The sequence below is a fragment of the Actinophytocola sp. genome, assembly GCF_036002505.1.
GTDB lineage: Bacteria > Actinomycetota > Actinomycetes > Mycobacteriales > Pseudonocardiaceae > DASYTH01.
The window spans coordinates 1-22,893 of record NZ_DASYTH010000442.1 but is presented as its reverse complement, the minus strand read 5'-3'; the positions used below and the strand labels follow the sequence as shown (position 1 = coordinate 22,893).

Here is a 22,893-nt window from a genome sequence, read left to right as displayed (position 1 = left end):
GGACTACTTCACACGCCACGACAACCCCGAAGCACGGAAACGACGGCTCATCCGCGACCTGCAATCCCTGGGCTACGAAGTCACCAACGCACCCGCCGCCTGAAGACCACACCACCCCCGGGTCGACCCGCCATATCAGCTACCTGTCCAGTTTCGTCTCAGGTCGCGGTGATCGGGGCGAGGCTAACCGACCTGCACTGACCGGTCGGTTCCCTGCCAGTGGCCGAGGAGCTCGCGGTAGAGGGGGGAGGTGGCGCGCAGCTCGGCGTGCGTGCCGAGGGCGGCGCCGGTGCCGTCGAGGACGAGGATCCGGTTGGCGCGCAAGGCGGAGCTGATCCGGTGGGCGATCACGACCAGGGTGCCGGGGCGGGCGGCGAAGGCCTCCTCGGCGCGCCGCTCGGCGACCGGGTCGAGGTGGCAGGTGGCCTCGTCGAGCACCACCAGCGGCGCCGGGGAGAGGTAGGCGCGGACCAGGGCGATCTGCTGGCGTTCGCCGGCGGAGAGGGTGGCCGGCACCAGCTCGGCCCCGAGCCCGCCGAGCCGGAGCACCAGCTCGTCCGCGCCGACGGTGGCCACCGCGCGGGTCACGTCGTCGGCGGAGGCGCCGGGGCGCAGGTAGGTGAGGTTGGCGTGCACCGTTCCGGCGAACACGTAGGCCTCCTGCGGGATCAACACCCGCAGCGCGGCCAGGCGGTCGGGGGCGAGGTCCGCGGCGGGGACGCCGCCGATCAGGACCGTGCCCCCGACCGGCCGGAGCAGCCCGCACAGCAGTCCGGCCAGGGTGGACTTGCCGATGCCGCTCGGCCCGACGATGGCCAGGTGGTCCCCGCCGGGCACGGACAGATCCAACTCGCGCAGCACCGGCTCGGCGTGCGGGCCGTAGGCGAACGTCACCCCCCGGAGCGTCAACTCGCGGCCGGCCGGCTCCGCGGCGGGGACCGGCTCCGGGCCGGCCGGCGGTGTGGTCGCGTCGAGGATCCGGCCCAGGGTGACCACGAACCGCAGGCCGCTGCCGCCCACGCCCGCGATCACCGCCCGCAGCGCCGGCTGGAGTCCGAAGAGGACATACGTGAGCCCGCCCATGATCGTGCCGGCACCCAGGCCGCGGCCGGCCAGCCAGGGCCCGGCGAGCAGCAGGGCCAGCAGCGGCACCCAGCCGCCCACCGCGAAGCAGAGCGTGCGGACCGCGGACACCCAGGCCAGCGCCCGCTCGGCGGCCGCCTGCGCCCGGATCGGCCCGGCCACGTGCTCGGCCGCGTGCTCCTCGGCGCCGGTGGCCACCACGTCCCGCACCCCGCCGAGCACCGCGCCGGCCGCGGCCGCCAGCCGCTCGTCGGCCAGCACCGCGGCCCGCTGCCGGGCGGCCGACATCCCCAGCGTGGCAAGGAAAAGCCCGACCCCGAGCAGGAACGCCGGCAGTACCAGCGCGGCCACCACCGGGTCGATGGACAGCAGCCCGATCACCACGCCGGTGACCGTGACCAGGAACCCGCGCACGGTCACGATCAGCCCCGCGAAGGCGTCCCGCACCACCTCCACCTGGCGGGTCAGCCGGGCCACCGCCTCGTGCTCCGGCCGCCCCGCGACCGCGTGCCGCAGCGCCCCGCCGACCACCCGGCGCACCAGGTCGTCCCGCGCCGGCTCGACCAGCTCGCCCAACCGCCGAAACACCTGCCGCGAGCCCACCGCGCTCACCGCGGACGCCACCAGAAAACCGCCCAGCCAAGCCAAACCCACGCCCGCCCGGCCGGCCAGGAACCCGTCGTCCACCGCGCGCGCCACGGCCAGCCCGGACAGCGCCGCCGGCAACGCCTCCGGCACCGACCACGCCAGCAACCCCACCAGCGGCCGCTTTCTCAGCGCCGTGAGAGCGAATCCCAACTCCCGCCTCATGCTGTGTCCAATCGGCTTGCTCCGCTCGCGTGAGCGGGCCTTGATGCGGTGTCTTCCTTCCTGCGCTGCTCGGTCGCCGGTGTTGATACCGACCCCCTGACGGGGCCCACCCCCTCCTCCTCGCTCCCTGCGCTGCTCGCAGTGTCCATCTCCGGCTCGATGGCGTAGCGCCAGTCAGGCACCGCCGGCCCGCTCATCCGAACACCCCGCGGTAGTCGGGCGACTCCCACAGGCACTCGTGCGGACCGACGGCGCGGACCCGGCCGGCGTCCAGCCAGATCACCAGATCCGCGCGGGCGGCCGTGGCGACCCGGTGGGTGACGATCAGCCGGGTGCGGGCGTCGCCGCTGGTCAGCGCGTGGCCGATCTGCATCTCGGTGACCATGTCGAGGCTGGACGTGGCGTCGTCGAGGACCAGCACCCGCTCGGCGGGCCAGGCCCGGGCCAGGCCCAGGCGCTGGGTCTCGCCGCCGGACATCGGCGCGGCGGCGAGCGGCGTCCGGTAGCCCTCGGGCAGCCGGCTGACGAACTCGTGCGCGTGCACGGCCTCGGCCGCCGCGCGCAGCTGCGCCGGGGAGCGACCCGGCCCGATCGCGTCCGCCACGGTCTCGCCGACCAGCACCGGGCGCTCGAACGCGCAGGCGACCGCCCGCCGCAGGGCGTCCCGGCTGAGCGCGCCGAGCGGCACGCCGTCCAGCAGCACCTGCCCGCCGTCCGGGTCGCGCAGCCGCGCGGCCAGCGCCGCCAGCACCGACTTCCCGGCGCCGGAGTGGCCCACGACGGCGACCGCCGAACCGCCGGGAACGACCAGATCGACCCCGGACAGCAGCGTGGCGTCCTCGGCGCGCGCCACCACGTCGCGGAACTCCAGCCGCCCCGGGCCGTCGGGCAGCGCCTGAATGCCGTACGCCGCCGGGTCGACGTCGAGCACCTCACCGGCCCGCCGCGCCCCGGCCCGCGCCCGGGCCAGCGTGCCGAACAAACCGGTCAGCCCGCCGAGCCCGGCGCCGATCACCGCGTAGCGGCTGGCGGCCAGCAGCTCACCGGGGCTGATCCGGCCGGCCAGCAGCGCGAGCCCGCCGGTGGCCAGCACCGCGACCAGCACGAGCGGCCCCACCACCGCGGACTGCGCGGTGGTCCGGGCGAGCACCCCCCAGGTCCGGGTGCCGGCGCCGTGCAGCTCGGGCAGCGGCTCGAGCACGCGCCGCTCCTCGTCCCGCACGGTGCCCGCGGCCGCGATCGTGCGCGCGCCGGCCAGCGACTCACTCAGCCGCGCCGCGATCCGGCCCTGGATGCGCTGGTAGGACGTGATGATCTCGGTGGTGTGCCGGGCGAACGCGCGCAGCACGAGGGCGACCAGAACCACCCCGGCAAGGAACGCCACCGCCACCCAGAGGTCGATCAAGATCAGCATGACCAGGCTGCCGACCGGCGGAAGTGCCGACGTGGCAACGGAAACCAGGCTGGGTCCGGCGTGCGCGGCGTCCACCGCGTTGCCGGACACCCGGCTCACCAGGTCGCCCCGCTCGAACCGGTCCGCGCGCCGCGGGCCGATGGCGAGCACGTGCCGGACCAGCCGCTCGCGCAGCCACGCCGTGGTGCCGGCCACGCAGGCCGTGCCGGCGAACGTGTTGACCAGATCGGCGAGCACTCCCAGCGCGATCAGCCCGGCGGCCGGTGCGAGCCACCGGCCGCCGGCTCGGCCGCTGACGATCTCGTCGACGGCCCGGCCGAGCACCGCTGGCAGCGCCAGCAGGGTGAGGGTGCTCGCCAGGGCGCCGGCGGCGATCAACGGCAGCCAACCACCCGCTCGACGGGCGATCGCGCCGAACGTCGACACGGGAAACCCCTTGCTGTCAGTAGCGATGAATGCGTCTTTCCTCGCGCTGGGCGTGGTGAAAGCGTCGTTCACCGCATTCCGGTCGCCCCAGGAGTCCCTGCGGCCACACCCGTCGCTCACGTCACCAGAGTGCGACTGCAGTGTTAGGGCCGTAAGACCCCGGAAATGACCTAGGAAATGGCCTAACTTCTGTCACGATGGGGCTGCGGTCCCGGACGAACGCGACTCGTCCGGGACCGCGCCTCGGTCATCGGGTCATTCGATGACGATCAGTGGCAGAGCAGCAGACTGATGCCGCTGGTCCCGTCGCACAGGGTGACGCTGAGGTCACTCGGGCAGCTGTGGCCACTGTTGCTGCTGCCGTGGCCGCCGCCGTCCTGCGGCGCGGGTGTGGTCATGCCCTGCAGGTCAAGCACCGACATGTCTCCTCCTTCGGTTCTTCTACGAACCCGCGCCGGTTGACGCGGGGGCCTGGGGTTCCGGCATCGTGCCCGGACGCCGGGTGGGGGTGATCAGCGGAAGGTGCACCCGCTCGTCGTGCAGGGCGGCGCCGAGCGCCAGCAGCACACCGGCGGTGCCGGTGGCGAGGTCCATGGACAGCCGCAGCAGGCCCACGCCGGGGAAGGCGAAGCCGTCGGCATAGGGAAGCAGGTGCCAGGCGAGGTTGCGGATCTGCTTGGCCACCAACGGATCCGAGGCCGGTGCGGCGGACCTGCCGGCCAGGTGCAGCAGGATCCCGGCGCGCCCGGTGAACAGGCCCGGCAGGATGTACATGGTCGACTGGCAGGTCAGCTCGATGCGGGACACCGCCTCGGCGAACTGCTCGTCGGGCCGGTAACGCAGGTAGTCGTCCAGCACCAGCCCGATGCCCGCGCTGCCGATCGCCAGGTACGGCATGGAGCGCCAGCCCTCGTTGAGCTCCAGGGTGCCGTTGGCGCGCACCAGGCAGCGCCGCAGGTCCCGGCGGAGCGCGTCGGCGGCGGCGTCCAGGTACGCCTGCTCGCCGGTGTCGTCGTAGGCCCGCAGGAGCAGCAGGGCCTGTCCCGCCTTGCCGTGCATCAGCCCGCCGGCCGTCCGCGGGCCGCCGCTGACCAGCGGATCCGGCTCGGCGGCGTCGGGATCCGGTTCGGTGAGCCGTTCGGCGACCAGCTCGGCGGCCCGGTGCGCGGCCAGGCGCAGCGCCGGCTCGCCGGTGCGGTCGGCGAAGTGCAGGAGGTTCAGCCCGATGCCGGACAGGCCGCCGAACAGCTCCGAACCGAGCGTCTCCCACTTCTCCCGCAGGCAGATGTCGAGCACGTCCAGCGCGTCCTGCTGGTGGCCGAGGTGCGCCAGCGCGAACGCGGCGCCGTGCAGGCCGTCGTAGAGGCCGGGTCGCTGGCCGCTCTCCGGGTTGGTCGCCTTGCGCCGCAACCACTCCTCGAACTCCGGGTGGCGTCCGGCGCCGGTGACGGAAAGCGCGTAGAGCACGCCGGCGGCGCCATAGGCCAGGCCCAGGCCGCCGAGGCTGAACTGCTGGATGTCACCGGGGAAGAGCCGGTCCTCGCGGTCCGGGGTGGCGCTGCCGGCGATCCCGCGGGCGAGCTGCGCGCGCAGCTCCGGCCAGCCGGCGGGATCCGGTTCGAGCCGCGGGCTCGGCAGGTCGCGGTGGTCGGCCGGAATGATCACCTCGATGGCCTTGGCCAGGTATTCGGGCGGGGCCGGGAAGTGCTCGGTGATGATCTCGGCGTAGTGCAGCGCTTTCGGTCGGTGCAGCCAGATCAGGTCGGTCATCGGCAGGAACAGCGCCAGGCGCAGGCAGGCCAGGGCGTACAGGTCCACGTCGACGCCGGTCATGCTGCGCGGCGCGGCGAAGCCCTGCTGGTTCAGGCCCGGCCGCACCGCCTCCTCGACCGGTGCGGACACCTCGAAGTCCAGCAGCGCGGCGGTGCCGTCCGGCCGGACGATCACGTTGCGCAGGTGCAGGTCGCCGTAGACGACGCCGCGTCCGTGCACGGCGAGCAGGGTCCGCTCGATCTGGCCGTAGATGTCGACCGCCCACGCCGTGTACTCGGCGGCCTTCTCCGGGCCGGCGGTCGGGTCGGTGAGCGGGTAGCGGGCCACCACGGCCTTGCTCAGCACGTCGCCGTCGACCAGCTCCATCGCCAGGAACCGGTGCTCCCCGAGCGTGAACAGGTCGTAGACCCGCGGAATGCCTGGGATGCCGGCGAGCCGGTTGAGCAGGTCGTATTCCCGTTCCACGCGCTTGACCGCGTCGTGACCGAGGGCGTCGAGGCCGGAATGCGGCCGACCCTCCTTCAGCACCACCTGCTCGCCGGTGCGGGTGTCGGTGCCGACGTAGATGCCGCCGCCGTTGGAGAAATGCAGGACGCGCTCGATGGTGTAGGGCAGGTCGGTCACGGTGACGGCGTTGCGGGCGTCGAGATGAGGCTGCAGAAAGGCGGGGAGCGTGACCCAGGGCGGCACCCGGAACACCGGGTCGCGCCGGTCCGCGACGAGATTGCCGTCGCCGTCGGCAATGGCCGGCACCGGCTCGCCGCGCTCGTCGACCGTGTAACGCATCGCAAAGGCGCCGTACCGCACAAAAAGCGGACCTTCACCCCAGCGCAGGTCGGTCAGAATGTACGGATTAGGCTCGCCGTCCAGTTCCGCGCCGAGCTCGTTGAGGATTGTCTCGCATTCTGCGTCGTCTTTCGGGTAAATGGTGACCAGCTTACCACTGTAGCCCCGCGGGGCATACTTGGAAACCCGGGCGTTAAGGGCGCGCGAAGAGCGGAGAAACTTGAACTGAATTCCCCGTGGCACGCAGTAATCCCACACCGCGGCGAGTATCCGGTCGGCGTTGTCCAAGGTAGCCGACGCGTGGATCTTCCACCCCTGCAGAGGCAGCCTGGCCGGGTTGGCAGGACGTAGGACCAACCAGTCATCCTGCGGGGCGAGCCGCGAGCCATCGGGTAACGGGCGCTCGGCAATGGGAAACGAGGCGCCGGCCGTCGCCACCGAGTGCATTGTGTCGTAGAAGGGCGAGTCCACCAGGGTGTAGGCCTCGTACCGCTGATCCATGCAGCCCCGTTCCTGTTCCCGATCACGCCCCGATCACACCGTTGGCGTGCCAGGACATTTTTGTTCGAAATCGGGGCGGGTCAATAGTGTGCAGTGTCATAATTTGACCACGCGACTGTCACTGGTCGATGCGTGCACTTGTCACGCCCAATTGCCGTTGATCTCCGAGTTCCGTGGCGCGACGTGCGGGAATCACGTTCCGCCAGGCATGCCGCCTGCCGTTCAGTGGGCAGATTGCCACTGATGGAGTAGTTTAATCTGGAGAAATGTGGATACGGCGGCGTTCCGTGCCCGACCTCGCTGATACTTTCCGTAATTTCCTAAGAATGTTCTTACATATTAGGCCATGAGGAGTACGCCCACCGCCTGGAGAACGCGCCAACCGGGTGATTGCCGCGCCTGGCCGCGGGCACCTGGCGCCCCGGCGTTCCCCGTGCTCGGCAGGTAGGTCGAGGCGGTACCGGCCGTCCCCCACCCGGCCCACGTGCCACCGAAAACCACCCGTGCGGGGTACCCCACAGCTCGGTAGCGGCCCTCAGGCCCTACCGCATCACGCGGCGGATGACCGTGATCGGGCCGATGGCGTCGATGCTGGCGAGCTTCACCTTCTCGCCGAAGCTCGGCGCGTGCACGGCGCGCAGGTTGTCGACGGCGATCGCGACGTGGTGCACGGGTTGGTAGAAGAAGATGAGGTCGCCGGCGCGCACCTCGTGCCGGTAGATCTGCTGGCCCACGCCGGACTGGTCGATGGACACGCGCGGCAGCAGGACGCCGCCGGCCCTGAACGCGGTCTGCATCAGACCGGAGCAGTCGTAGGCGGCGGGACCGACGGCGCCCCACAGATATGGCTTGCCGATCTGGGCCACGACGAAGCGCAGCACGGCCCCGACGTCGCCGGCGGGGATCTTGACGTCGGCGCCGTTGAACTCACTGGAGGTCAGCAGCGACCGCTGGTCCGGGGTGAGCCGGTCCAGCGCCGCCCGCACCTCGGCGACCTGCTTGTCCAGCTCTCCCTTGTGCTGCTCCACCTTCGCCGCGCCGGCGGCCACCTCGTTCTCCGCCGCCCGGGCCGCGTCCGAGGCCTTCGTGGCCTCCGCGGCCGCCCGGTCCGCCTCGGCCACCGCGGTGCCGCCGACCTGGATCGCCCGGCCGGACACCTGCCCGGCCAGCGTCGCCGCCTCCACGCTGGTCAGCACATCGTCCGGGCTGGCGCCAGCGACCAGGGCGGACATCCCGCGCCGCGCCTGCTTTCCGGCCAGCAGCGCGGTGATCCGGTCCATGTCCTCGCGCGCGGTGGCCGCCTTCGTCCGCGCGGTGTCCGCGGTTGCCTTCGCCAGGTTCGCCTTCTCGATCTTGGTGGCCGAGTCGGCCCGCTTGCGCCCGAGGTCCTCCTGAATCCGCAGCAGCTCCTCGTTGACCTTCTCGGCCTCGGCGGACAGGTCGTAGTAGCGGCCCAGCAGACCCGCCACCGTGGTCGGCGGCTGCGCGGTGGCGAGGCCCGGCGCCAGCAGGCTTGCGGTCAGCGCGGCAACCGCGAGCGGAACCGTCCCCCGCACGATCCGTCGCGCCCGCTTGCGCACGCCCTTCTCCGTCCCCTCGCCGACCTTCCAGCCCTATCGTCCAGGAAACTCGTTGCGATCGTGTGTGGTTTGACCGTCCGGACGTGAAGGGCAGCCCAAACGGGCACTCGCTGTGACACGATCACCCGCGGGGACGCGCGGGGGCAGGGTATACCTGAGGGGTGGGGTGGTCGATGAGCCTCTCGGAACCTGGGCTGGACCGGGAGGAGGCCGACCGCGCCCTGAACCGGCTGGCGGCGGAGAGCGACCGGATCGCCGAGGCGCTGGTCGCCATGGACGGCCACCCGGGCCACCAGTTGCTCCGCACCGCCACGCTCACCGGCGTCAGCAAGGAGCGCTGGGTCGCGACCAGCACGGCCATGAGCACGCTGTGGGAGCAGTTCGAGGCCTACCGCACGCTGCTGGACCGTGCCCGCGCGGTGCGGGACCGCCGCTCGCGGCCGGGCCCGGCCGAACTCGACGAACTGACGGAGTTGCTCACCCGGCCGGTGGTGGAGCTCAACCAGGAGCAGGTGCCGATCGAGCGGCGCAGCCTCACCGGCCCGGCGCTGTCCGTCGACCGGATCACCGTGAGCGAGCTGGTGACCCGGATGAAGGCCACCTTCACCACGGTGACCGCGGTGCTGGCCGAGGCGGACGGCGCGGTGTCCGGGGCGCTGCGCCGGATCGACCCGCTGGAGGCCGAGCTGAGCGCGGTCACCGCGCTCGCCGGGTCCGTCGGCCACGATCCGGCCGCGCTGCACCGGATCCGGGACCGGATCACCGAGGCCCGGCACCTGGTGGCCGCCGACCCGCTCGGCTTGCCGGACCGGGGTCCAGGGGATCCACTGTCCGGCGCGGAAACCGACCTCGCCGGGATCCGGGAGGCGATCGCCGGGCTGGTCGCCGTCCGGGACTCCTTCGATCAGCGGGTCGCGGCCCTTTCCGCGGCGCTGGGCGAGATCGAGGCCGCCGTGGCCCAGGCGCGGGCGGCCGACGCCGAGGTACAGGCGAAGATCGCCAACTCTGGCCTGGCCCCGGTCGGCGATCCGGCGCCGGCCCTGCGCACGCGGGTGACCGGGTTGGCGGAGCTGCGCCGGGCCGCCGACTGGCCTCGGCTAGCCGGTGAGCTCGGCCGGCTGGACCGGGACGCGGCCGCCGCGCTGGCCGAGGCGAAGGATCAGCTCGCCGCCCGGGTGGGGTTGTTCGACCGCCGCGCGGAGCTGCGCGGCCGGCTGGACGCCTACCGGGCCAAGGCGGCGAAGCAGGGCCGCGCCGAGGAGCTCCCGCTCGCCGCCCTGCACGGGGCGGCCCAGGACCTGCTGTACATCGCCCCGTGCGACCTCGCGGCCGCGACCCGGGCGGTGAACCGTTACCAGCAGGCCGTTCAGGAAGGGCCCCGATGACCGCGTGCTCCCGCCCAGGCTGTGCCGGAAACCTCGACGAGGACGGCTTCTGCGACACGTGCGGCCTCGCCTCCGCCGGTGTCGCGGCCGGTTCCGCCGTCGCCGTCGCCGAGCCGGCGACCTCCGGCTCGGGCCGCACCACGGGCAGCACCAGCATCCCGACCGTGCGCACCGCGTGGACCTCGGCCGGTACGGCCCCGCTGACCGGCTCCTCCCGGCGCGGCTCGGGGCGCTCGGCCACCCGCGGGCTGCTCGGCGCCGGCCTGGTGGAGGTGCCCCGCGTGCCCTACCGCGACCCGCGCACCGCGGTGCTGGCCGACCCCGAGGTGCCCGAGTCGAAGCGGTACTGCAGCAGCTGCGGCGCCAAGGTCGGCCGCGGGCGGGAGGGCCGGCCGGGCCGGGTGGAGGGGTTCTGCACCAAGTGCGGCCACCGCTACTCCTTCACCCCCAAGCTCTCCCCCGGCGACCTCGTGCACGGCCAGTACGAGGTGCTCGGCTGCCTGGCGCACGGCGGGCTCGGCTGGATCTACCTCGCCCTGGACCACGCGGTGGCCGACCGCTGGGTGGTGCTCAAGGGCCTGCTGGACACCGGCGACGCCGACGCCATGGCCGCCGCGGTGGCCGAGCGGCAGTTCCTCGCCGAGGTCGAGCACCCGAACATCGTCAAGATCCACAACTTCGTGCAGCACCGCGACCCGACCAGCGACACGGCCGTCGGCTACATCGTCATGGAGTACGTGGGCGGCCGCTCGGTCAAGGAGATGATCAAGGAGCGGCGCCGGGAGATCGGCCCGCGGGAATGCCTGCCGCTGGCCCAGGCCATCGCCTACGCCCTGGAGGTGCTGCCGGCGCTGGGCTACCTGCACTCCGTCGGGCTGCTCTACTGCGACTTCAAGCCGGACAACGTGATCCAGACCGAGGAGCAGCTCAAGCTGATCGACCTCGGCGCCGTGCGCCGGGCCGACGACGATGTGAGCGCCGTGTACGGCACGATCGGCTACCAGGCGCCGGAGATCGCGAAGGCCGGCCCGTCGGTGGAGTCCGACATCTACACCGTCGGGCGCGCCCTGGCCGTGATGAGCTTCCCGTTCGACTTCGTCAGCACCTATGCCGACCGGCTGCCCGGCCCCAACGAGGTGCCGCTGCTGGCGGAGTTCGAGTCCTACCACCGGCTGCTGCTGCGCGCGACCGCCCCGGACCCGGCCGACCGGTTCGGCTCCGCCGACGAGATGCGCGAGCAGCTGACCGGCGTGCTGCGGGAGGTGCTCGCCGCCGGGGACGGCCAGCCGCGGCCGGGTCCGTCCACCGAGTTCACCCCGGAACGGCAGAGCTTCGGCGTGCGCTCCGCCGATCTCGAGCCGCGGGCCGTCGTCGAGGCGCTGCCCATGCCGCGGGTGGACGCCGCCGACCCGGCGGCCGCGTTCCTGGCCACGGTCACCGCCTCGGATCCCCGGCGGCTCCTCGCCGAGCTGGACGACGCCCCACAGTCCACTGTGGAGGTTCGGCTGCGCACGGCCCGGGCGTTGATCGAGCTCGGCGACCTGGAAGCGGCCGGCCGGCAACTGGACGCGCTGGCGGCGGACTGGCGGGTGGACTGGCACCGCGGGCTGGCGGCGCTGGCCGAGAGCAACGTGGACACTGCCCGGCGCGCCTTTGACAGTGTGTACCGCGCGATTCCCGGCGAGGCCGCGCCCAAGCTGGCCCTCGCGGTGTCCGCCGAGCTGGCCGGCGACACCGCCACCGCCGACCGTTACTACCGGATCGTCTGGCGCACCGACCGCTCCTACCTCAGCGCCGGGTTCGGCCTGGCCCGCGTGCTGCTGGCGCGCGGCGAGCGGGCCGAGGCGGTGGACGTGCTGCGCTCGGTGCCGGAGACGTCCAGCCACTACCTGACCGCCCAGCTCGCCGCCATCCGGGCGCAGACCGGGTCCGCCCCGGTGGACGGGCTGACCGAGCAGGACCTGGTGACCGCCGGCGCCCGGCTGGAGGTGCTCGAGCTGGACGCCGAGCGGCGCGCGCAGGCCAGCCGGGACCTCCTGGAGGCGGCGCTGGCCTGGGTGCGGATCGGCCGCACCGGCACCGGCACCGTGCTGCGCTGCCAGCTCACCGACGGCGCGCTGCGGCTGGGTCTGGAACGCTGTTACCGCACGCTGGCGCGCCAGGCCGACACCGCCGAGGAGCGGATCGCGCTGGTCGACCGCGCCAACGAGATCCGACCGAGGACGTGGGTATGACCAACACACCATTCGACTTGTCGCGGGAACTTCCCGTGACAAGTGAGACCTGTCGTGGGAACTTCCCGCGACAAGTCGGTCCGGCCTTGGCGGTGGTGGACCGGTGAGCGGCGAGGGGCGCTGCCCGGACTGCGGTGAGTTGGTGGCCGCCGGGGACCGGTTCTGCGAGGTGTGCGGCCGCGACCTGCTCGTGCACCGCACGCCGGCCGGCGGGCCGACCAGAGAGCCGACCGGCGCATGTATTGCTTGTGGCAACACCGATGTCGGCACGGACGGGTTCTGCGAGGAGTGCGGGCGCGCGCAGCCGGCCGGGCGGGACCGGATGGAATGCGACCTGGGCGTGCTGGCCGGGGTGGGCGACCGGGGCCGGCACCGCGCCCGCAACGAGGACTCGATGGCGTTCGGCTGGGTCGGCGACGACGGGCCGCGGGCCGCGGTCGCGGTGGTGTGCGACGGGGTCGCCTCGACCGAGCGCTCCGACCAGGCCTCCCAGCTCGCCGCGGACGCCGCACTGGACGTGCTGGCCGGAGCCGTGCTGGCGGACGGCGACCTGCCGGAGGCACTGTCCGCGGCGGTCGGCTCGGCCATGGCCAAGGTCACCGAGCTCGCCGCCGGTGAGCTGCCCGGGTCCGCCCCGTCCTGCACGTTCGTCTCCGCGGTGATCACCCCGGGCACGGTGACCGTCGGCTGGGTCGGCGACAGCCGCGCCTACTGGCTGGCCGAGAACGGCACCCCCACCCCGTCGGCACGGCTCACCCTGGACGACACGGTGGCCGCGCAGCTCGTCGCCGCCGGGATGGCCGAGGACGACGCGGCGCGGGTGTACAACGCGCACGCGCTCTCCTCCTGGATCGGCGCGGACGCGGGCGAGGTCGAACCGCACGTGACCACCCTCGAGCCGGCCGGGCCCGGGCTGGTCCTGCTGTGCAGCGACGGGTTGTGGAACTACCTGCCCGACCCCGAGGACCTGGCCGCCCGGCTACCCGCGGCCACCGAGCCGATGGCCGTCGCCACCGAGCTGACCGCGGCGGCGCTGGAGCTCGGCGGCCACGACAACATCACCGTCGTGGTGATCCCGTATCCGTTGCGGATTGAGTGAGCATGGGTGAGCACACCGCTTCCGCAGTCCACCGTTGCCGGTGGACGGTCCCCGTGTTACGCGCTGGTGCGCTGCGGGATGGACGCGTCAACGCCGACTGCCCGACGAGGTCGGGTCTTGTGCCGGCTCGGTCGTCCGTTCGCGCCTGCGGGCGTCGGGTCTCCGGCCACTCCGGTACCCGATTCGCTCAGCTCGGTAACGAGCTGGGCGAGGTTGCGTGCGGCGTTGAGGTCCCGGTCGAGGGCCAGGCCGCATTCCTCGCAGCGGAAGACCCGGACTCGCAGCGGCAGCTTGGCTTTCACCGCGCCGCAGTCCGAACACGTCTTCGAGGAGGCGAACCACCGGTCGGCGACGTGCAGTGTCCCGCCGCGCCACCCGGTCTTGTACTCCAGGAGCCGGCGCAGGGTGCCCCAGCCGGCGTCGGCGATGTGCCGGGCAAGCCTGCGGTTCTTGAGCATCCCGGCCACGTTCAGGTTCTCGACCACCAGCGTCCCGGCGTGTTGAGTCAGGCCGGTGGTGAGCTTGTGCAGCCCATCGAGCCGCAGGTTCGCCACGCGCTGATGCAGGTGGTTGCGAGCCCGGTTGGCTCGCTGCCACCGTGCGGAGGGCTTGGTCCTGGTGCGTTTGTCCGGTCCCTGCCGGCGAGAACAACGCCGCGACAGCCGCCGGAGCCGTTTCTGTGCCTGGTCGAGGTGGCGCGAGTTCGCGACGAATCCCTCGGCGTCCGAGACGCCAGCAATGGGTTGGGAGAGCACCGCCAGATGCGAGATGCCCAGGTCCACACCGATCGTGGCGCTCGGGTCGGTGGGCGGTGGGTCGCTGCGCCGCACCTCGACCTGGAAGGAGACCAACCAGCGCTCCGCCCGATGCGAGACTGTCGCGGACAGGATGCGCGCGGTCCCGGCCTCGATCCTGCGGGCCAGCTTGCGCGTGGACTCGTGGGTCTTGAGCGTGCCCAGCCGGGGCAGCGTGATGTGGTGCCGGTCGGGCTCGACCCGGATCGTGCCGGTGGTGAACCGGCACGACAGGGCCGAGCCGTGCTTGCGTTTCCGCTTCGGCTTGCCCATCCGCGCCCCGGCGCGGCTGCCATTCTTGCTCATCTTGTAGTTGTCGAACGCGGCGGCGGCGCCTGCCAGGCCAGTGTTGTAGGACTCCTTGGAGTTCTCGCCCCACCACGGCGCCAGCTCGTCCTTGATCTGATTCCACTGCTTGCGCAACGCGACCAGCGACCACGGTCGCCACGGCGTCAACTCCTGCTCAGAAATCCCGTAGGACGTCTCGGCCAGGCGTTGGTCCCACGTGGCCCGCACCCACGACACCGCCCAGTTGTAGGCGAACCGGGCGGCACCACAGTGCGACAACAGGTCCCTTTCCTGCCGTGGTGTGGCGTCCAGGGCGAACCGGTAGGCGGCCACGGTCCAGCCCGGCGGGGCCGTGTACTTCCTCACCCTGCCGCCGCCGCCTCGACCGCTTTGCGGGCACGAGTCTTCGCCGAGCGCCGCCCGTACAAACGGGCACACAGCGACGTCATCACATCGATCATGTCCCGCACCAGATCATCGGTCGTCTCCGCCGGATCGACCACCAGCAGCCGCCGCCCCTGCCCGGCGAGGGCCGCCTCGATGCACTCCACCCCGAACCGCGCCAGCCGATCCCGATGCTCCACCACGATCACCGTGGCCGACGGGTCAGCAAGCAGCTTCAACAGCTTCGACCGGTGCCCACTGAGCCCAGACCCGATCTCCGAGACCACACCGGACACGGCCAAACCTTGGCCAGCCGTCCACGCGGTCACACGGCCCGCTTGGCGTTCCAGGTCATCTTTCTGGTCAGCCGAGGACACCCGGCAGTACACCACCGTCCGGTCCACACGACCCGGCTCAGGTGCCTCGACCAGGATCAGCCGACCCACCTGGCGCGCGGGCACCGGCAGGGTGCCCTCCCGAAACCACCGATACGCGGTGGTCGGGTGCACCCCCTGCCGCCGCGCCCACTCCTTCAAGTTCATCAGAACATACTGCTGCATACTCAATCCACAGCAGGTAGGTACCCTGAGGAGCCCGGCACGATGACCGACTTCCAGCTCGAGGTGTTCCAGAACGAGTACCTGCCGGAGGGCGCGCGCGAGGTCAACGCGATCGTCACGGTGACCGCTTCCGGTGGCGGGGACCGGGTTCCGGGCGGCGGCGGTGCGGTCGCGCTCGGCGAGTCGGCTGCCGAGGTGATCATCGTGGACTGCTCCGGCTCCATGCATGTGCCACCGACGAAGCTGCGCGCGGCCAAGGACGCCACCATCGCGGCCATCGAGACGCTGCGCGACGGGGTCGCGTTCGCCGTCGTGTCCGGCACCGACACCGCGCGGCTGATCTACCCGCACAACGGGTTGGTGGCGGCCAACCACGAGACCCGGGCCGAGGCCAAGCTCGCGGTGAGCACGCTGCGGGCCAACGGCGGCACCGCCATCGGCCAGTGGCTGCAGCTCGCCGACCGGCTGTTCTCGGGTCACCCGGCCGCCATGCGGCACGCGATCCTGCTCACCGACGGGCAGAACATGCACGAGACGCCGCGCCAGCTCACCCGCACGCTGAAGGCGGTGACCGGGCACTTCGTCTGCGACTGCCGCGGCGTGGGCACCGACTGGCAGGTCAACGAGTTACGCGAGATCGCCAACACGCTGCTCGGCACGGTGGACATCGTGGCCGAGCCGTCCGGTCTGGAAGCCGACTTCCGCGCCATGGCCACCGCGGCCATGGGCAAGTCGGTCGGCGACGTGTCGCTGCGGCTGTGGACCCCGCAGGGCGCGACGGTGAAGTTCGTCAAGCAGGTCGAGCCCACGCTGGCCGACCTCACCGGCCGGCGGGTGGAGTCGGCGCCCCGCAGCGGCGACTACCCGACCGGCTCCTGGGGCGACGAGAGCCGCGACTACCACGTCTGCATCGAGGTCAACCCGGCCGGCGTCGGCGACAAGATGCTGGCCGGCCGGGTCAGCATGGTCGTGCCAGGGTCCAACGAGGTCCTCGGCAAGGGTCAGATCATCGCCCTGTGGACCGACGACACCGCGCTGTCCACCAAGATCAACCCGGCGGTCGCCCACTACACCGGTCAGGCCGAGCTGGCCGAGGCCATCCAGGAAGGCCTCGAGGCCCGCAAGGCCGGCGACGTCGGCCGGGCCACCGCACGCCTCGGCCGGGCCGTGGCCCTCGCCACCCAGACCGGCCACGAGGACACCGCCAAGCTCCTAGCCAAGGTGGTCGACATCGAGGACCCGGTGGCCGGCACGGTCCGGCTCAAGCGGTCCGTCGACACCGTCGACGAGATGACCCTGGACACCCGCTCCACCCGCACCAAGCGGGTCGGCAAGACCTCGAGCGAGAGCTGAGATGCCCACCTGCCCCAACGGCCACGACTCCACGGACGAGGAGTTCTGCGACGTCTGCGGCCTGGCCATGAACGCCCGCCCCGCCGCGCCCCCGGCCACCCCCACCCCGGCCCCGTCCACCCCGCTGCCCACCCTGTGCCCCGCCTGCGACACCCTCCTGGACGGCCGCTTCTGCGAAGCCTGCGGCCACGACTCCCTGGCCGCTCCCCCGCCCCGCGCCACCCCCGCGCCCGCCGCGCCACCGGCCGCGGAGCCGTCCACTCCGCCGCCCCCGTCCGAGCCGCGGGCGCCATCCTGGACCGCCACCGTCGTCGCCGACCGCGCCTACTACAACACGGTGATGTCCGCCGGCGGCCCCGACGCCGACAGCATCACCTTCCCCTCCTTCTGCCCCGAACGCTACTTCCCGTTGCGCGCCAAAGAGATCACCATCGGCCGCCGCAGCACCTCCCGCGGCACCCACCCCGACATCGACCTCACCGGCCCCCCCGAGGACCCCGGCGTCTCCCACCTCCACGCCGTTCTCCGCCTCGACCCCGACGGCACCCTCACCGTCGAAGACATCGGCTCCTCCAACGGAACCACCCTCAACGACAACAAGACCCTCCCCCCACACACCCGCCACCCCCTCACCGACGGCGACCGGATCCACCTCGGCGCCTGGACCACCATCACCGTCCAGCAGGACGGTCCCTGACTGTCGGTGGTGACCGGCACCCTGCACGGCGTGACGGTCGAAGGTGTGTTGCGGCGACAGGCCGGCGTGATCAGCCGAGCCCAGGCGCTGGCCGAAGGCATGAGCTCGGCGGCGATCAGCCGGCTGCTCGGTCGCGGGCTGTGGGTGCGGCTGCACCCGCGGGTGTATTTCGCGACCGGCCACCCGCTCACCGCCGAGGCACGGCTGCGCGCCGCATGGTTGTGGTCGGGACCAACCGCGACCGTGGCCGGCGCTTCTGCGGCCCGGTGGCACGGTCTGTGGCCGGAACCGCCGGCCACGGTGGAGATGGCGGTCCCGCACCACCGGCGACTCGTGGCCCGTCCGGGGATCCACGTGCGCCGATGCGACCTGCGGCCGGCGGACCGGGTTGAGGTCAACGGGCTGTGGGTGACCGCGGCGGCGCTGACCGTCCTGGAGGCAGCGGTCGCGCTCGGCGCCACCGGCTCGCAACTGCTGGACCGCGCGCTCCAGCGCCAACCTGGGCCGGCCAGCAGCGTGATCACCAGAATGGGAGCGTGACGCTCGAATATGAGCGTCACGTTCCCATTTCGGTGATCACTGTCCCGAGTTGACCACCACGTCGCCGGGTGTTCCGACGAAGGCCAGGAGGTGCTGGCCTTCCGCGGTCACGTCCTCGATGTCCGTTGTGGACAGTGGGGCGAACGGGTCGACGGTGAGGGTGGCGGTGTTGGCGGTGCGGGTGATCTTCCAGGTGGCCCGGTAGAAGCCGTCGACGAGCAGGTTTCCCATCGCGGCGCCGTTTCCGGGGAAGAGGACGACCGGGCGCTTGCCGGTGATGACGCGGGTGCGGTCGGCGTGGCTGAGCAGGACGTTGTCGTACTCGGGGAGGAAGCGTGGCAGGGCCGGGGTTTCCGGGTCGGGGCGCGGGGCGCCGGGGAGGTCGAACAGCTCCCGGCCGTGCTCGTCGCGGAAGGTGCGGAGCTTGGGGCGCAGCCGTTCGAGAACCTCCTTGAGCCGGGTCAGCCCGGACCAGGCTTGCACATCCGGCACGGTGGCCGGGCCGAACGCGGCGAGGTAGCGGAGCACGGTGCCGTCGGGTGTGGGGTCGGTGCCCACCGCCGCGCCCAGCCACGACTCGACCGGCGTCCACGCCGCCGGACCGCTGCTCCCCCACACGCCCCGCGGCGGCACCTGCACCAGCGGCGTCCGGTAGGTAACGGCGTACACCAGCGAGTCCACGTCCCGGTCCGGCCACCGCTCACCCAGCAGCGGCCCCAACTCCGCCCGCGTCCGCGGCTTCTCGGCCAGCAACTTCCGCCCTACCGCAAGGAGATCGTCGACATCGACACCGGCCATGTGCTTGGCGAACGGCGACCCGGCGAACGAGCGCTCCACCACGGGCTGAATCACCGGCCGCAGCGCCAGGCAGTCCCGCGCCGTGACGAGGTGGATCGTGGCCCGCATCAACGTCGTCCGCACCACCTCCCGCCGGACCATCAACTCGGCCAACTCCTCCGCCCGAAAGCCGACGACCCGCGTCCACAGCCCCACGTACGCCGCGTTCGGCGCCTGCGCCTGCATCCCCACCAACCGCTCGATCACCTCGACCGCGGACCGCTTCTCCCGCCCCAGCAACCACTGCCGCGCCAGCGTCGCCCGGTTCAACGCCCGCACCCCAAGCACCTCAGCCATGACCCGAGCCTAGCAGAACGGAACACTTTATTCCACTGCTGAGTGCGCTGAAGGCGGCCTTCGGTGCGGTAGCCGCACTGAATGAGGCATTCATCGCAGTTGAGCCAGCAGCCAGCGTGGGCCGAGGGTGGTCGCACCCTCGGCCTCGCTGCGCCGGCGCAGCTCCCGGTCCGCGGTGACCACCACGTGCCGGGCGTCGTTGTCGCGTTCGGACACCAGGTCCACGATCATGTCGTCGCCGGATCCTGGCGCCTCGACGACCGTGACTTCCGTTGCGCCGGCACCGATTCCGCGGGCCTGACCCTCCACCACGAGCACGATCTCCGGCAGTGCCAGCGTGAACGGCTCGAGGTGGCTCGTGCCGTGCTCGGCCAGGTGGGAGAGGTCGTCGCGCAGCCGGGCCGCCGCCCCGGCGCGGTCGCGCCACCAGCCGTCGGCCCGCGCGCCCATCACGTTGGCACAGTCCACGATCAGCACCGGGCGCCGCAGACCGTGGCGCACCCGCGGCCAGCTGTCGGCGAATGGCTCGAACAGTTCCAGGTTGCCTACTTCGGACAGCGAGACCCAGGCGGCTTCCTTGGTTTCCCAGGAGTCCGGTTGAACGTCCACCAAGGACAGAGTGGTGGCGAGCACGGTGTGGTAGGACCAGCCGCCGTGATCTTCCTCGATCGTGCCGTGCACCCACACCTCGTCAGGGGTCAGGGTGCTCTCCTCTGCCGTCTCCCGCAGCGCCCCCGCGATCGGATCCTCGTCCCGGTGCCGCGCGCCGCCGAACGCGCCCCAGGTGTTCCCGCCGGGCGTCCACAGCGCGCGTCGCTGCAGCAGCACCTGCCCGTCGTGGTAGGGAAGCAGGCCGGCCGCCCCGTACCTTCCCCAGTGCAGATGGCCGCGCCCGCACCGGGTGAACCGGTCGCCGTCCCGTGCTCCCACTCGGTCACCATAGGGGCATGCGGGCATGGCGGGTGGAACGGCCGGGACCGATCGCGACACGGCCGCTGCGGCCGCACGACGAACCGGACCCGGTGCCGGGTCCCGATGAGCTGCTGCTGCGGGTGCTGGCCTGCGGCGTGTGCCGCACCGACCTGCACGTGGCCGAGGGCGACCTCCCGGTGCACCGGCCGCGTGTGGTCCCCGGCCACGAGGTGGTCGGCGAGGTGGTCGCAGCTGCCGGGGAGTTCTCGGCCGGCGACGTCGCCGGCGTGGCCTGGTTGCGCGGCACCTGCGGGGTCTGCTCGTATTGCCGGCGGGGCGCGGAAAACCTCTGCCCGTCGTCCGTCTACACGGGATGGGACGCCGACGGCGGGTACGCTTCGCTGACCACGGTTCCGGCCGCCTATGCGCTGCGCCTGCCGTCCGTCTACCCGGTCGCCTCGCTCGCACCGCTGTTGTGCGCCGGGATCATCGGCTACCGAGCCCTGCTCCGGGCTGCCGTTCCGCCGGGTGGCCGCCTCGGCATCTACGGCTTCGGCGCCAGCGCCCACCTCGCCGCCCAGGTCGCCCTCACCCTGGGCGCCGCCGTCCACGTGATCACCCGCAGCCCCGCCGCCCGCGAGCTGGCCTTGTCGCTGGGCGCCTCCTCGGCCACCGCCGGCCCGCCCCCCGAACCGCTCGACTCGGCGATCCTATTCGCCCCGGCCGGCGCCCTCGTCCCACCCGCGCTCGCCGCACTGGACCGTGGTGGAACGCTTGCCATCGCGGGCATCCACCTGTCCGATGTCCCTTCATTGAACTACCAGGCGCATCTGTTCCAGGAACGCCAGATCCGCAGCGTCACCGCCAACACTCGGGAGGACGCCCGCGCGTTCCTCCACGTCGCCGCCGAGCACCCCCTCCAGGTGAGCACCCAGGAGTACCCGCTCTCCGAAGCCGACCGCGCGCTGGCCGACCTGGCCGCGGGCCGGGTCAACGGTGCCGCTGTGCTCATGCCCTGAAGGCGGCCATCAGGGCACTCAACGTCTCGAATGAGGCATTCATCGCACTCAGCACAGGATGATCAGCCCGGTCACCACCAGGCAGCTCGCGCTGGCCTGGTCGTTGGCCGCGTTCGGGTCGGTCGGGGTGCTCGCCGTGCGCGTGGCCGTGGCCGGCAGCGGCAGGCCCACGGTGAGCGCGCTCTGCGTCGCCCGCACGGTGTGCGAGCTGGCCTGTTTGACGCCGAGCTGGCCGGTCGGGCAGGTCACCGTCTTGTTGCCCGAGTTGTAGCTGCACCCGGACGCGCTGACCGACGTCGTCGAGTTCGGTACCCGCAGCGTGATCGTCCCGGAGGTGACCGTGCCCGGCCCGCGGTTGATCGCGGTGACCGTGTACGTGATCGTCGGGTTGAGCAGGCTCGACGACGCGCTCAACCGCACCTGGATGTCCGCCGCCGGCGGGTTCACCACGGCCAGGTTGTGATCGTCACCGGCGATCGCCGAGGTCACGTTGGACAGTCCCGGAACCGCGCCGGGCACGGTCCGCGACGTGGTCGTGCCGTCGCCGAGCTGCCCGGATCCGTTGAAGCCCCACGTGACCATCGTCCCGTTGCCCAGCACGGCGGAGCTGTGGAAGGTGCCGGCCGAGATCCCGACCGCCCCGGTGAGGAACGAGGAGCACGGCGCGGTCTGACCCACCGCGCACACCCGCACCGGCGTGGAGCGCGCCGTGCTGGTGCCGTCCCCGAGCTGCCCGACGTTGTTGGAGCCCCAGGCGAACGCCGCACCACCGGACCCGATGGCCACCGTGTGGCTGAACGTGCCGGCGGCCACCGAGGTGATCCCGGTGAGGAACGCACTGCAGGGCGCGGTCTGGCCCACCGCGCAGGCCTGCACGGGCGTCGACCGGTCAACCGTGGTGCCGTCGCCGAGCTGGCCGAAGAAGTTGTTGCCCCAGCCGTAGACCACGCCACCCGGCCCGACCGCCACCGAGTCGTCCAGCAGGCCGGGGCCGATCGAGGTCACGCCGGACAGGAACGCACTGCACGGCGCGGTCTGGCCCATTGCGCAGACCTGGACCGGCACCACCGACCCGGCGGTGGTGCCGTTGCCGAGCTGGCCGGAGTCGTTGTTGCCCCAGGTGAGCACGGAGCCGTCGGTGAGCAGCGCGACGGAGTGGTTGTTGCCGCCGACGAGCTGGCTCACCCCGGTGAGGAACACCGGGCACGGCGTCGGCTGGCCGACGGCGCACACCCGGACGGGCGTCGATGAGTTCGTCAGCGTGCCGTCACCGAGCTGGCCCTGCCCGTTCAGCCCCCAGGCGACCACCGAGCCGTCGGTGAGCAGGGCGAGCGCGTGGCTGCGGCCGGCCGCGATCGAGGTCACCCCGGACAGGAACGCGGTGCACGGCGCCGTCTGACCCACCGCGCACACCCGGGTGGGCACGGACCGGTCGGTCGTGGTGCCGTCGCCGACCGCGCCGGTGTTGTTCTGACCCCAGCCCAGCACGGTGCCGTCGGAGAGCAGCGCGATGCTCAGGTCGTCGTCGCCGGCCGCCACCTGGACCACCTGGGTGAGCTGGCCGGGGCAGGGTGCCGGCTGCCCGACCGCGCACACCGGGACCGGGGAGTTGCGTTGAACAGTCGTGCCGTCGCCGAGCTGGCCATGCAGGTTGGCGCCCCAGGAGACGGCCGGGCCGGGCGGGCCACCCGCCGCGTCCGCCGAGGCCAGCAATGACGCGCTGACCAGCGTGAATCCTGCCAATGCTGCCAGCAACCGTCCGCGGAACCGCGCCATTGCGGGAGCACCTCCGTTCGATATTCGGGCAACCGGCCCCTACGTCGTCCGATGCCACCACACCGTTACCGATCACGGGTGGCACGATCGGGGCATCATGACGCTCACCGACCAGCTGCCCGCCGCCACCGATCCCGACGCGCTGTTCGACGCGTTCTCCGAATGGGCACGCGGGCAGGGGCTGGAGCTCTACCCCGCGCAGCAGGAGGCGATGATCGAGATCGTCTCCGGGTCGAACGTCATCCTGAGCACGCCGACCGGCTCCGGGAAGAGCATGGTGGCGGTCGGCGCGCACTTCGCGGCCCTGGCGGGCGGGCAGCGCAGCTTCTACACCGCGCCGATCAA

General features: G+C 72.3%; 18 protein-coding genes. 8 read left to right on the top strand and 10 right to left on the bottom strand.

Translation table 11 applies throughout. The annotated features are described in order from the left end of the window. Nucleotides 1–183: 183 nt before the first annotated feature. From VGR06_RS39410 to VGR06_RS39390, 5 genes are all read right to left on the bottom strand, one after another. Nucleotides 184–1,893 (bottom strand): ABC transporter ATP-binding protein, encoded by a 1,710-nt coding sequence (locus VGR06_RS39410; protein WP_327564344.1) that lies wholly within the window; start codon nt 1,891–1,893, stop codon nt 184–186. Between the two features lie 193 nt (nt 1,894–2,086). Continuing rightward, nucleotides 2,087–3,733 (bottom strand): ABC transporter ATP-binding protein, encoded by a 1,647-nt coding sequence (locus tag VGR06_RS39405; protein ID WP_327564343.1) that lies wholly within the window; start codon nt 3,731–3,733, stop codon nt 2,087–2,089. A 269-nt stretch (nt 3,734–4,002) separates the two neighbouring features. Beyond that, a complete protein-coding gene (locus tag VGR06_RS39400) occupies nt 4,003–4,155 on the bottom strand; it encodes a SapB/AmfS family lanthipeptide (protein WP_327564342.1) in 153 nt (50 codons plus the stop codon). Nucleotides 4,156–4,174: 19 nt separating this feature from the next. Further along, entirely contained in the window at nt 4,175–6,793 is a 2,619-nt protein-coding gene (gene lanKC / locus VGR06_RS39395; RefSeq protein WP_327564341.1) for a class III lanthionine synthetase LanKC, read from the bottom strand. A 542-nt stretch (nt 6,794–7,335) separates the two neighbouring features. Then, nucleotides 7,336–8,373: a C40 family peptidase gene (locus VGR06_RS39390; protein ID WP_327564340.1), complete on the bottom strand. Its 1,038-nt coding sequence runs from the start codon at nt 8,371–8,373 to the stop codon at nt 7,336–7,338. A gap of 173 nt (nt 8,374–8,546) precedes the next feature. Here VGR06_RS39390 and VGR06_RS39385 point away from each other — a divergent pair, with 173 nt between their 5' ends. From VGR06_RS39385 to VGR06_RS39375, 3 genes are all read left to right on the top strand, one after another. Then, on the top strand, nt 8,547–9,758 hold the full coding sequence (locus VGR06_RS39385) for a hypothetical protein (RefSeq protein ID WP_327564339.1): 1,212 nt from the start codon (nt 8,547–8,549) through the stop codon (nt 9,756–9,758). Continuing rightward, nucleotides 9,755–11,992: a serine/threonine-protein kinase gene (locus VGR06_RS39380; RefSeq protein WP_327564338.1), complete on the top strand. Its 2,238-nt coding sequence runs from the start codon at nt 9,755–9,757 to the stop codon at nt 11,990–11,992. The genes VGR06_RS39385 and VGR06_RS39380 overlap by 4 nt, the downstream gene beginning before the upstream one ends. Nucleotides 11,993–12,095: 103 nt before the next feature. Next, a complete protein-coding gene (locus VGR06_RS39375) occupies nt 12,096–13,091 on the top strand; it encodes a PP2C family serine/threonine-protein phosphatase (protein WP_327564337.1) in 996 nt (331 codons plus the stop codon). Between the two features lie 56 nt (nt 13,092–13,147). On the opposite strand, the gene tnpB is transcribed toward VGR06_RS39375, so the two are convergent. Together tnpB and VGR06_RS39365 are read right to left on the bottom strand one after the other, a co-directional pair. Further along, nucleotides 13,148–14,539, bottom strand: coding sequence for an IS607 family element RNA-guided endonuclease TnpB (tnpB, locus tag VGR06_RS39370; protein ID WP_327564336.1), 1,392 nt, complete (start codon nt 14,537–14,539; stop codon nt 13,148–13,150). Then, complete coding sequence (locus tag VGR06_RS39365) at nt 14,536–15,099, bottom strand: IS607 family transposase (protein ID WP_327564335.1); 564 nt, start codon at nt 15,097–15,099, stop codon at nt 14,536–14,538. Before VGR06_RS39365 ends, tnpB begins: the two co-directional genes overlap by 4 nt. A 60-nt stretch (nt 15,100–15,159) precedes the next feature. On the opposite strand from VGR06_RS39365, the gene VGR06_RS39360 reads away from it, so the two are divergent. Genes VGR06_RS39360 through VGR06_RS39350 form a run of 3 tightly spaced genes read left to right on the top strand, consistent with a single transcriptional unit; the run spans nt 15,160 to nt 17,707 of the window. Further along, nucleotides 15,160–16,470 carry a VWA domain-containing protein gene (locus VGR06_RS39360; protein WP_327564334.1) on the top strand — a complete coding sequence of 437 codons (1,311 nt, stop codon included), beginning with the start codon at nt 15,160–15,162 and terminating at the stop codon, nt 16,468–16,470. A gap of 1 nt (nt 16,471) precedes the next feature. Next, entirely contained in the window at nt 16,472–17,167 is a 696-nt protein-coding gene (locus VGR06_RS39355; protein WP_327564333.1) for an FHA domain-containing protein, read from the top strand. 30 nt (nt 17,168–17,197) lie between these two features. Continuing rightward, complete coding sequence (locus tag VGR06_RS39350; RefSeq protein WP_327564332.1) at nt 17,198–17,707, top strand: type IV toxin-antitoxin system AbiEi family antitoxin domain-containing protein; 510 nt, start codon at nt 17,198–17,200, stop codon at nt 17,705–17,707. Between the two features lie 36 nt (nt 17,708–17,743). On the opposite strand, the gene VGR06_RS39345 is transcribed toward VGR06_RS39350, so the two are convergent. Beyond that, the gene (locus VGR06_RS39345; protein ID WP_327564331.1) at nt 17,744–18,841 is read right to left on the bottom strand and encodes a winged helix DNA-binding domain-containing protein; all 1,098 of its coding nucleotides are present in this window, start codon (nt 18,839–18,841) and stop codon (nt 17,744–17,746) included. A gap of 90 nt (nt 18,842–18,931) precedes the next feature. Next, entirely contained in the window at nt 18,932–19,771 is an 840-nt protein-coding gene (locus VGR06_RS39340) for an NUDIX domain-containing protein (RefSeq protein WP_327564330.1), read from the bottom strand. 17 nt (nt 19,772–19,788) lie between these two features. Between VGR06_RS39340 and VGR06_RS39335 the strand changes: the two genes are divergently transcribed. Continuing rightward, entirely contained in the window at nt 19,789–20,772 is a 984-nt protein-coding gene (locus VGR06_RS39335; RefSeq protein WP_327564329.1) for a zinc-binding alcohol dehydrogenase family protein, read from the top strand. A 48-nt stretch (nt 20,773–20,820) separates the two neighbouring features. Here the strand turns inward: VGR06_RS39335 and VGR06_RS39330 are convergent, their stop codons facing one another. Next, nucleotides 20,821–22,548 carry a hypothetical protein gene (locus tag VGR06_RS39330; protein WP_327564328.1) on the bottom strand — a complete coding sequence of 576 codons (1,728 nt, stop codon included), beginning with the start codon at nt 22,546–22,548 and terminating at the stop codon, nt 20,821–20,823. A 97-nt stretch (nt 22,549–22,645) separates the two neighbouring features. Here VGR06_RS39330 and VGR06_RS39325 point away from each other — a divergent pair. Continuing rightward, on the top strand, nt 22,646–22,893 hold a 248-nt coding region (locus VGR06_RS39325), incomplete at its 3' end, for a DEAD/DEAH box helicase (protein WP_327564327.1).

Excerpts from the sequence above, each read along its gene's own strand:
- VGR06_RS39410 (WP_327564344.1), bottom strand. The coding sequence starts at position 1,893 with ATGAGGCGGGAGTTGGGATTCGCTCTCACGGCGCTGAGAAAGCGGCCG.
- VGR06_RS39400 (WP_327564342.1), bottom strand. The coding sequence starts at position 4,155 with ATGTCGGTGCTTGACCTGCAGGGCATGACCACACCCGCGCCGCAGGAC.
- lanKC (WP_327564341.1), bottom strand. The coding sequence starts at position 6,793 with ATGGATCAGCGGTACGAGGCCTACACCCTGGTGGACTCGCCCTTCTAC.
- VGR06_RS39385 (WP_327564339.1), top strand. The coding sequence starts at position 8,547 with ATGAGCCTCTCGGAACCTGGGCTGGACCGGGAGGAGGCCGACCGCGCC.
- VGR06_RS39380 (WP_327564338.1), top strand. The coding sequence starts at position 9,755 with ATGACCGCGTGCTCCCGCCCAGGCTGTGCCGGAAACCTCGACGAGGAC.
- VGR06_RS39365 (WP_327564335.1), bottom strand. The coding sequence starts at position 15,099 with ATGAACTTGAAGGAGTGGGCGCGGCGGCAGGGGGTGCACCCGACCACC.
- VGR06_RS39360 (WP_327564334.1), top strand. The coding sequence starts at position 15,160 with ATGACCGACTTCCAGCTCGAGGTGTTCCAGAACGAGTACCTGCCGGAG.
- VGR06_RS39355 (WP_327564333.1), top strand. The coding sequence starts at position 16,472 with ATGCCCACCTGCCCCAACGGCCACGACTCCACGGACGAGGAGTTCTGC.
- VGR06_RS39345 (WP_327564331.1), bottom strand. The coding sequence starts at position 18,841 with ATGGCTGAGGTGCTTGGGGTGCGGGCGTTGAACCGGGCGACGCTGGCG.
- VGR06_RS39335 (WP_327564329.1), top strand. The coding sequence starts at position 19,789 with ATGCGGGCATGGCGGGTGGAACGGCCGGGACCGATCGCGACACGGCCG.
- VGR06_RS39330 (WP_327564328.1), bottom strand. The coding sequence starts at position 22,548 with ATGGCGCGGTTCCGCGGACGGTTGCTGGCAGCATTGGCAGGATTCACG.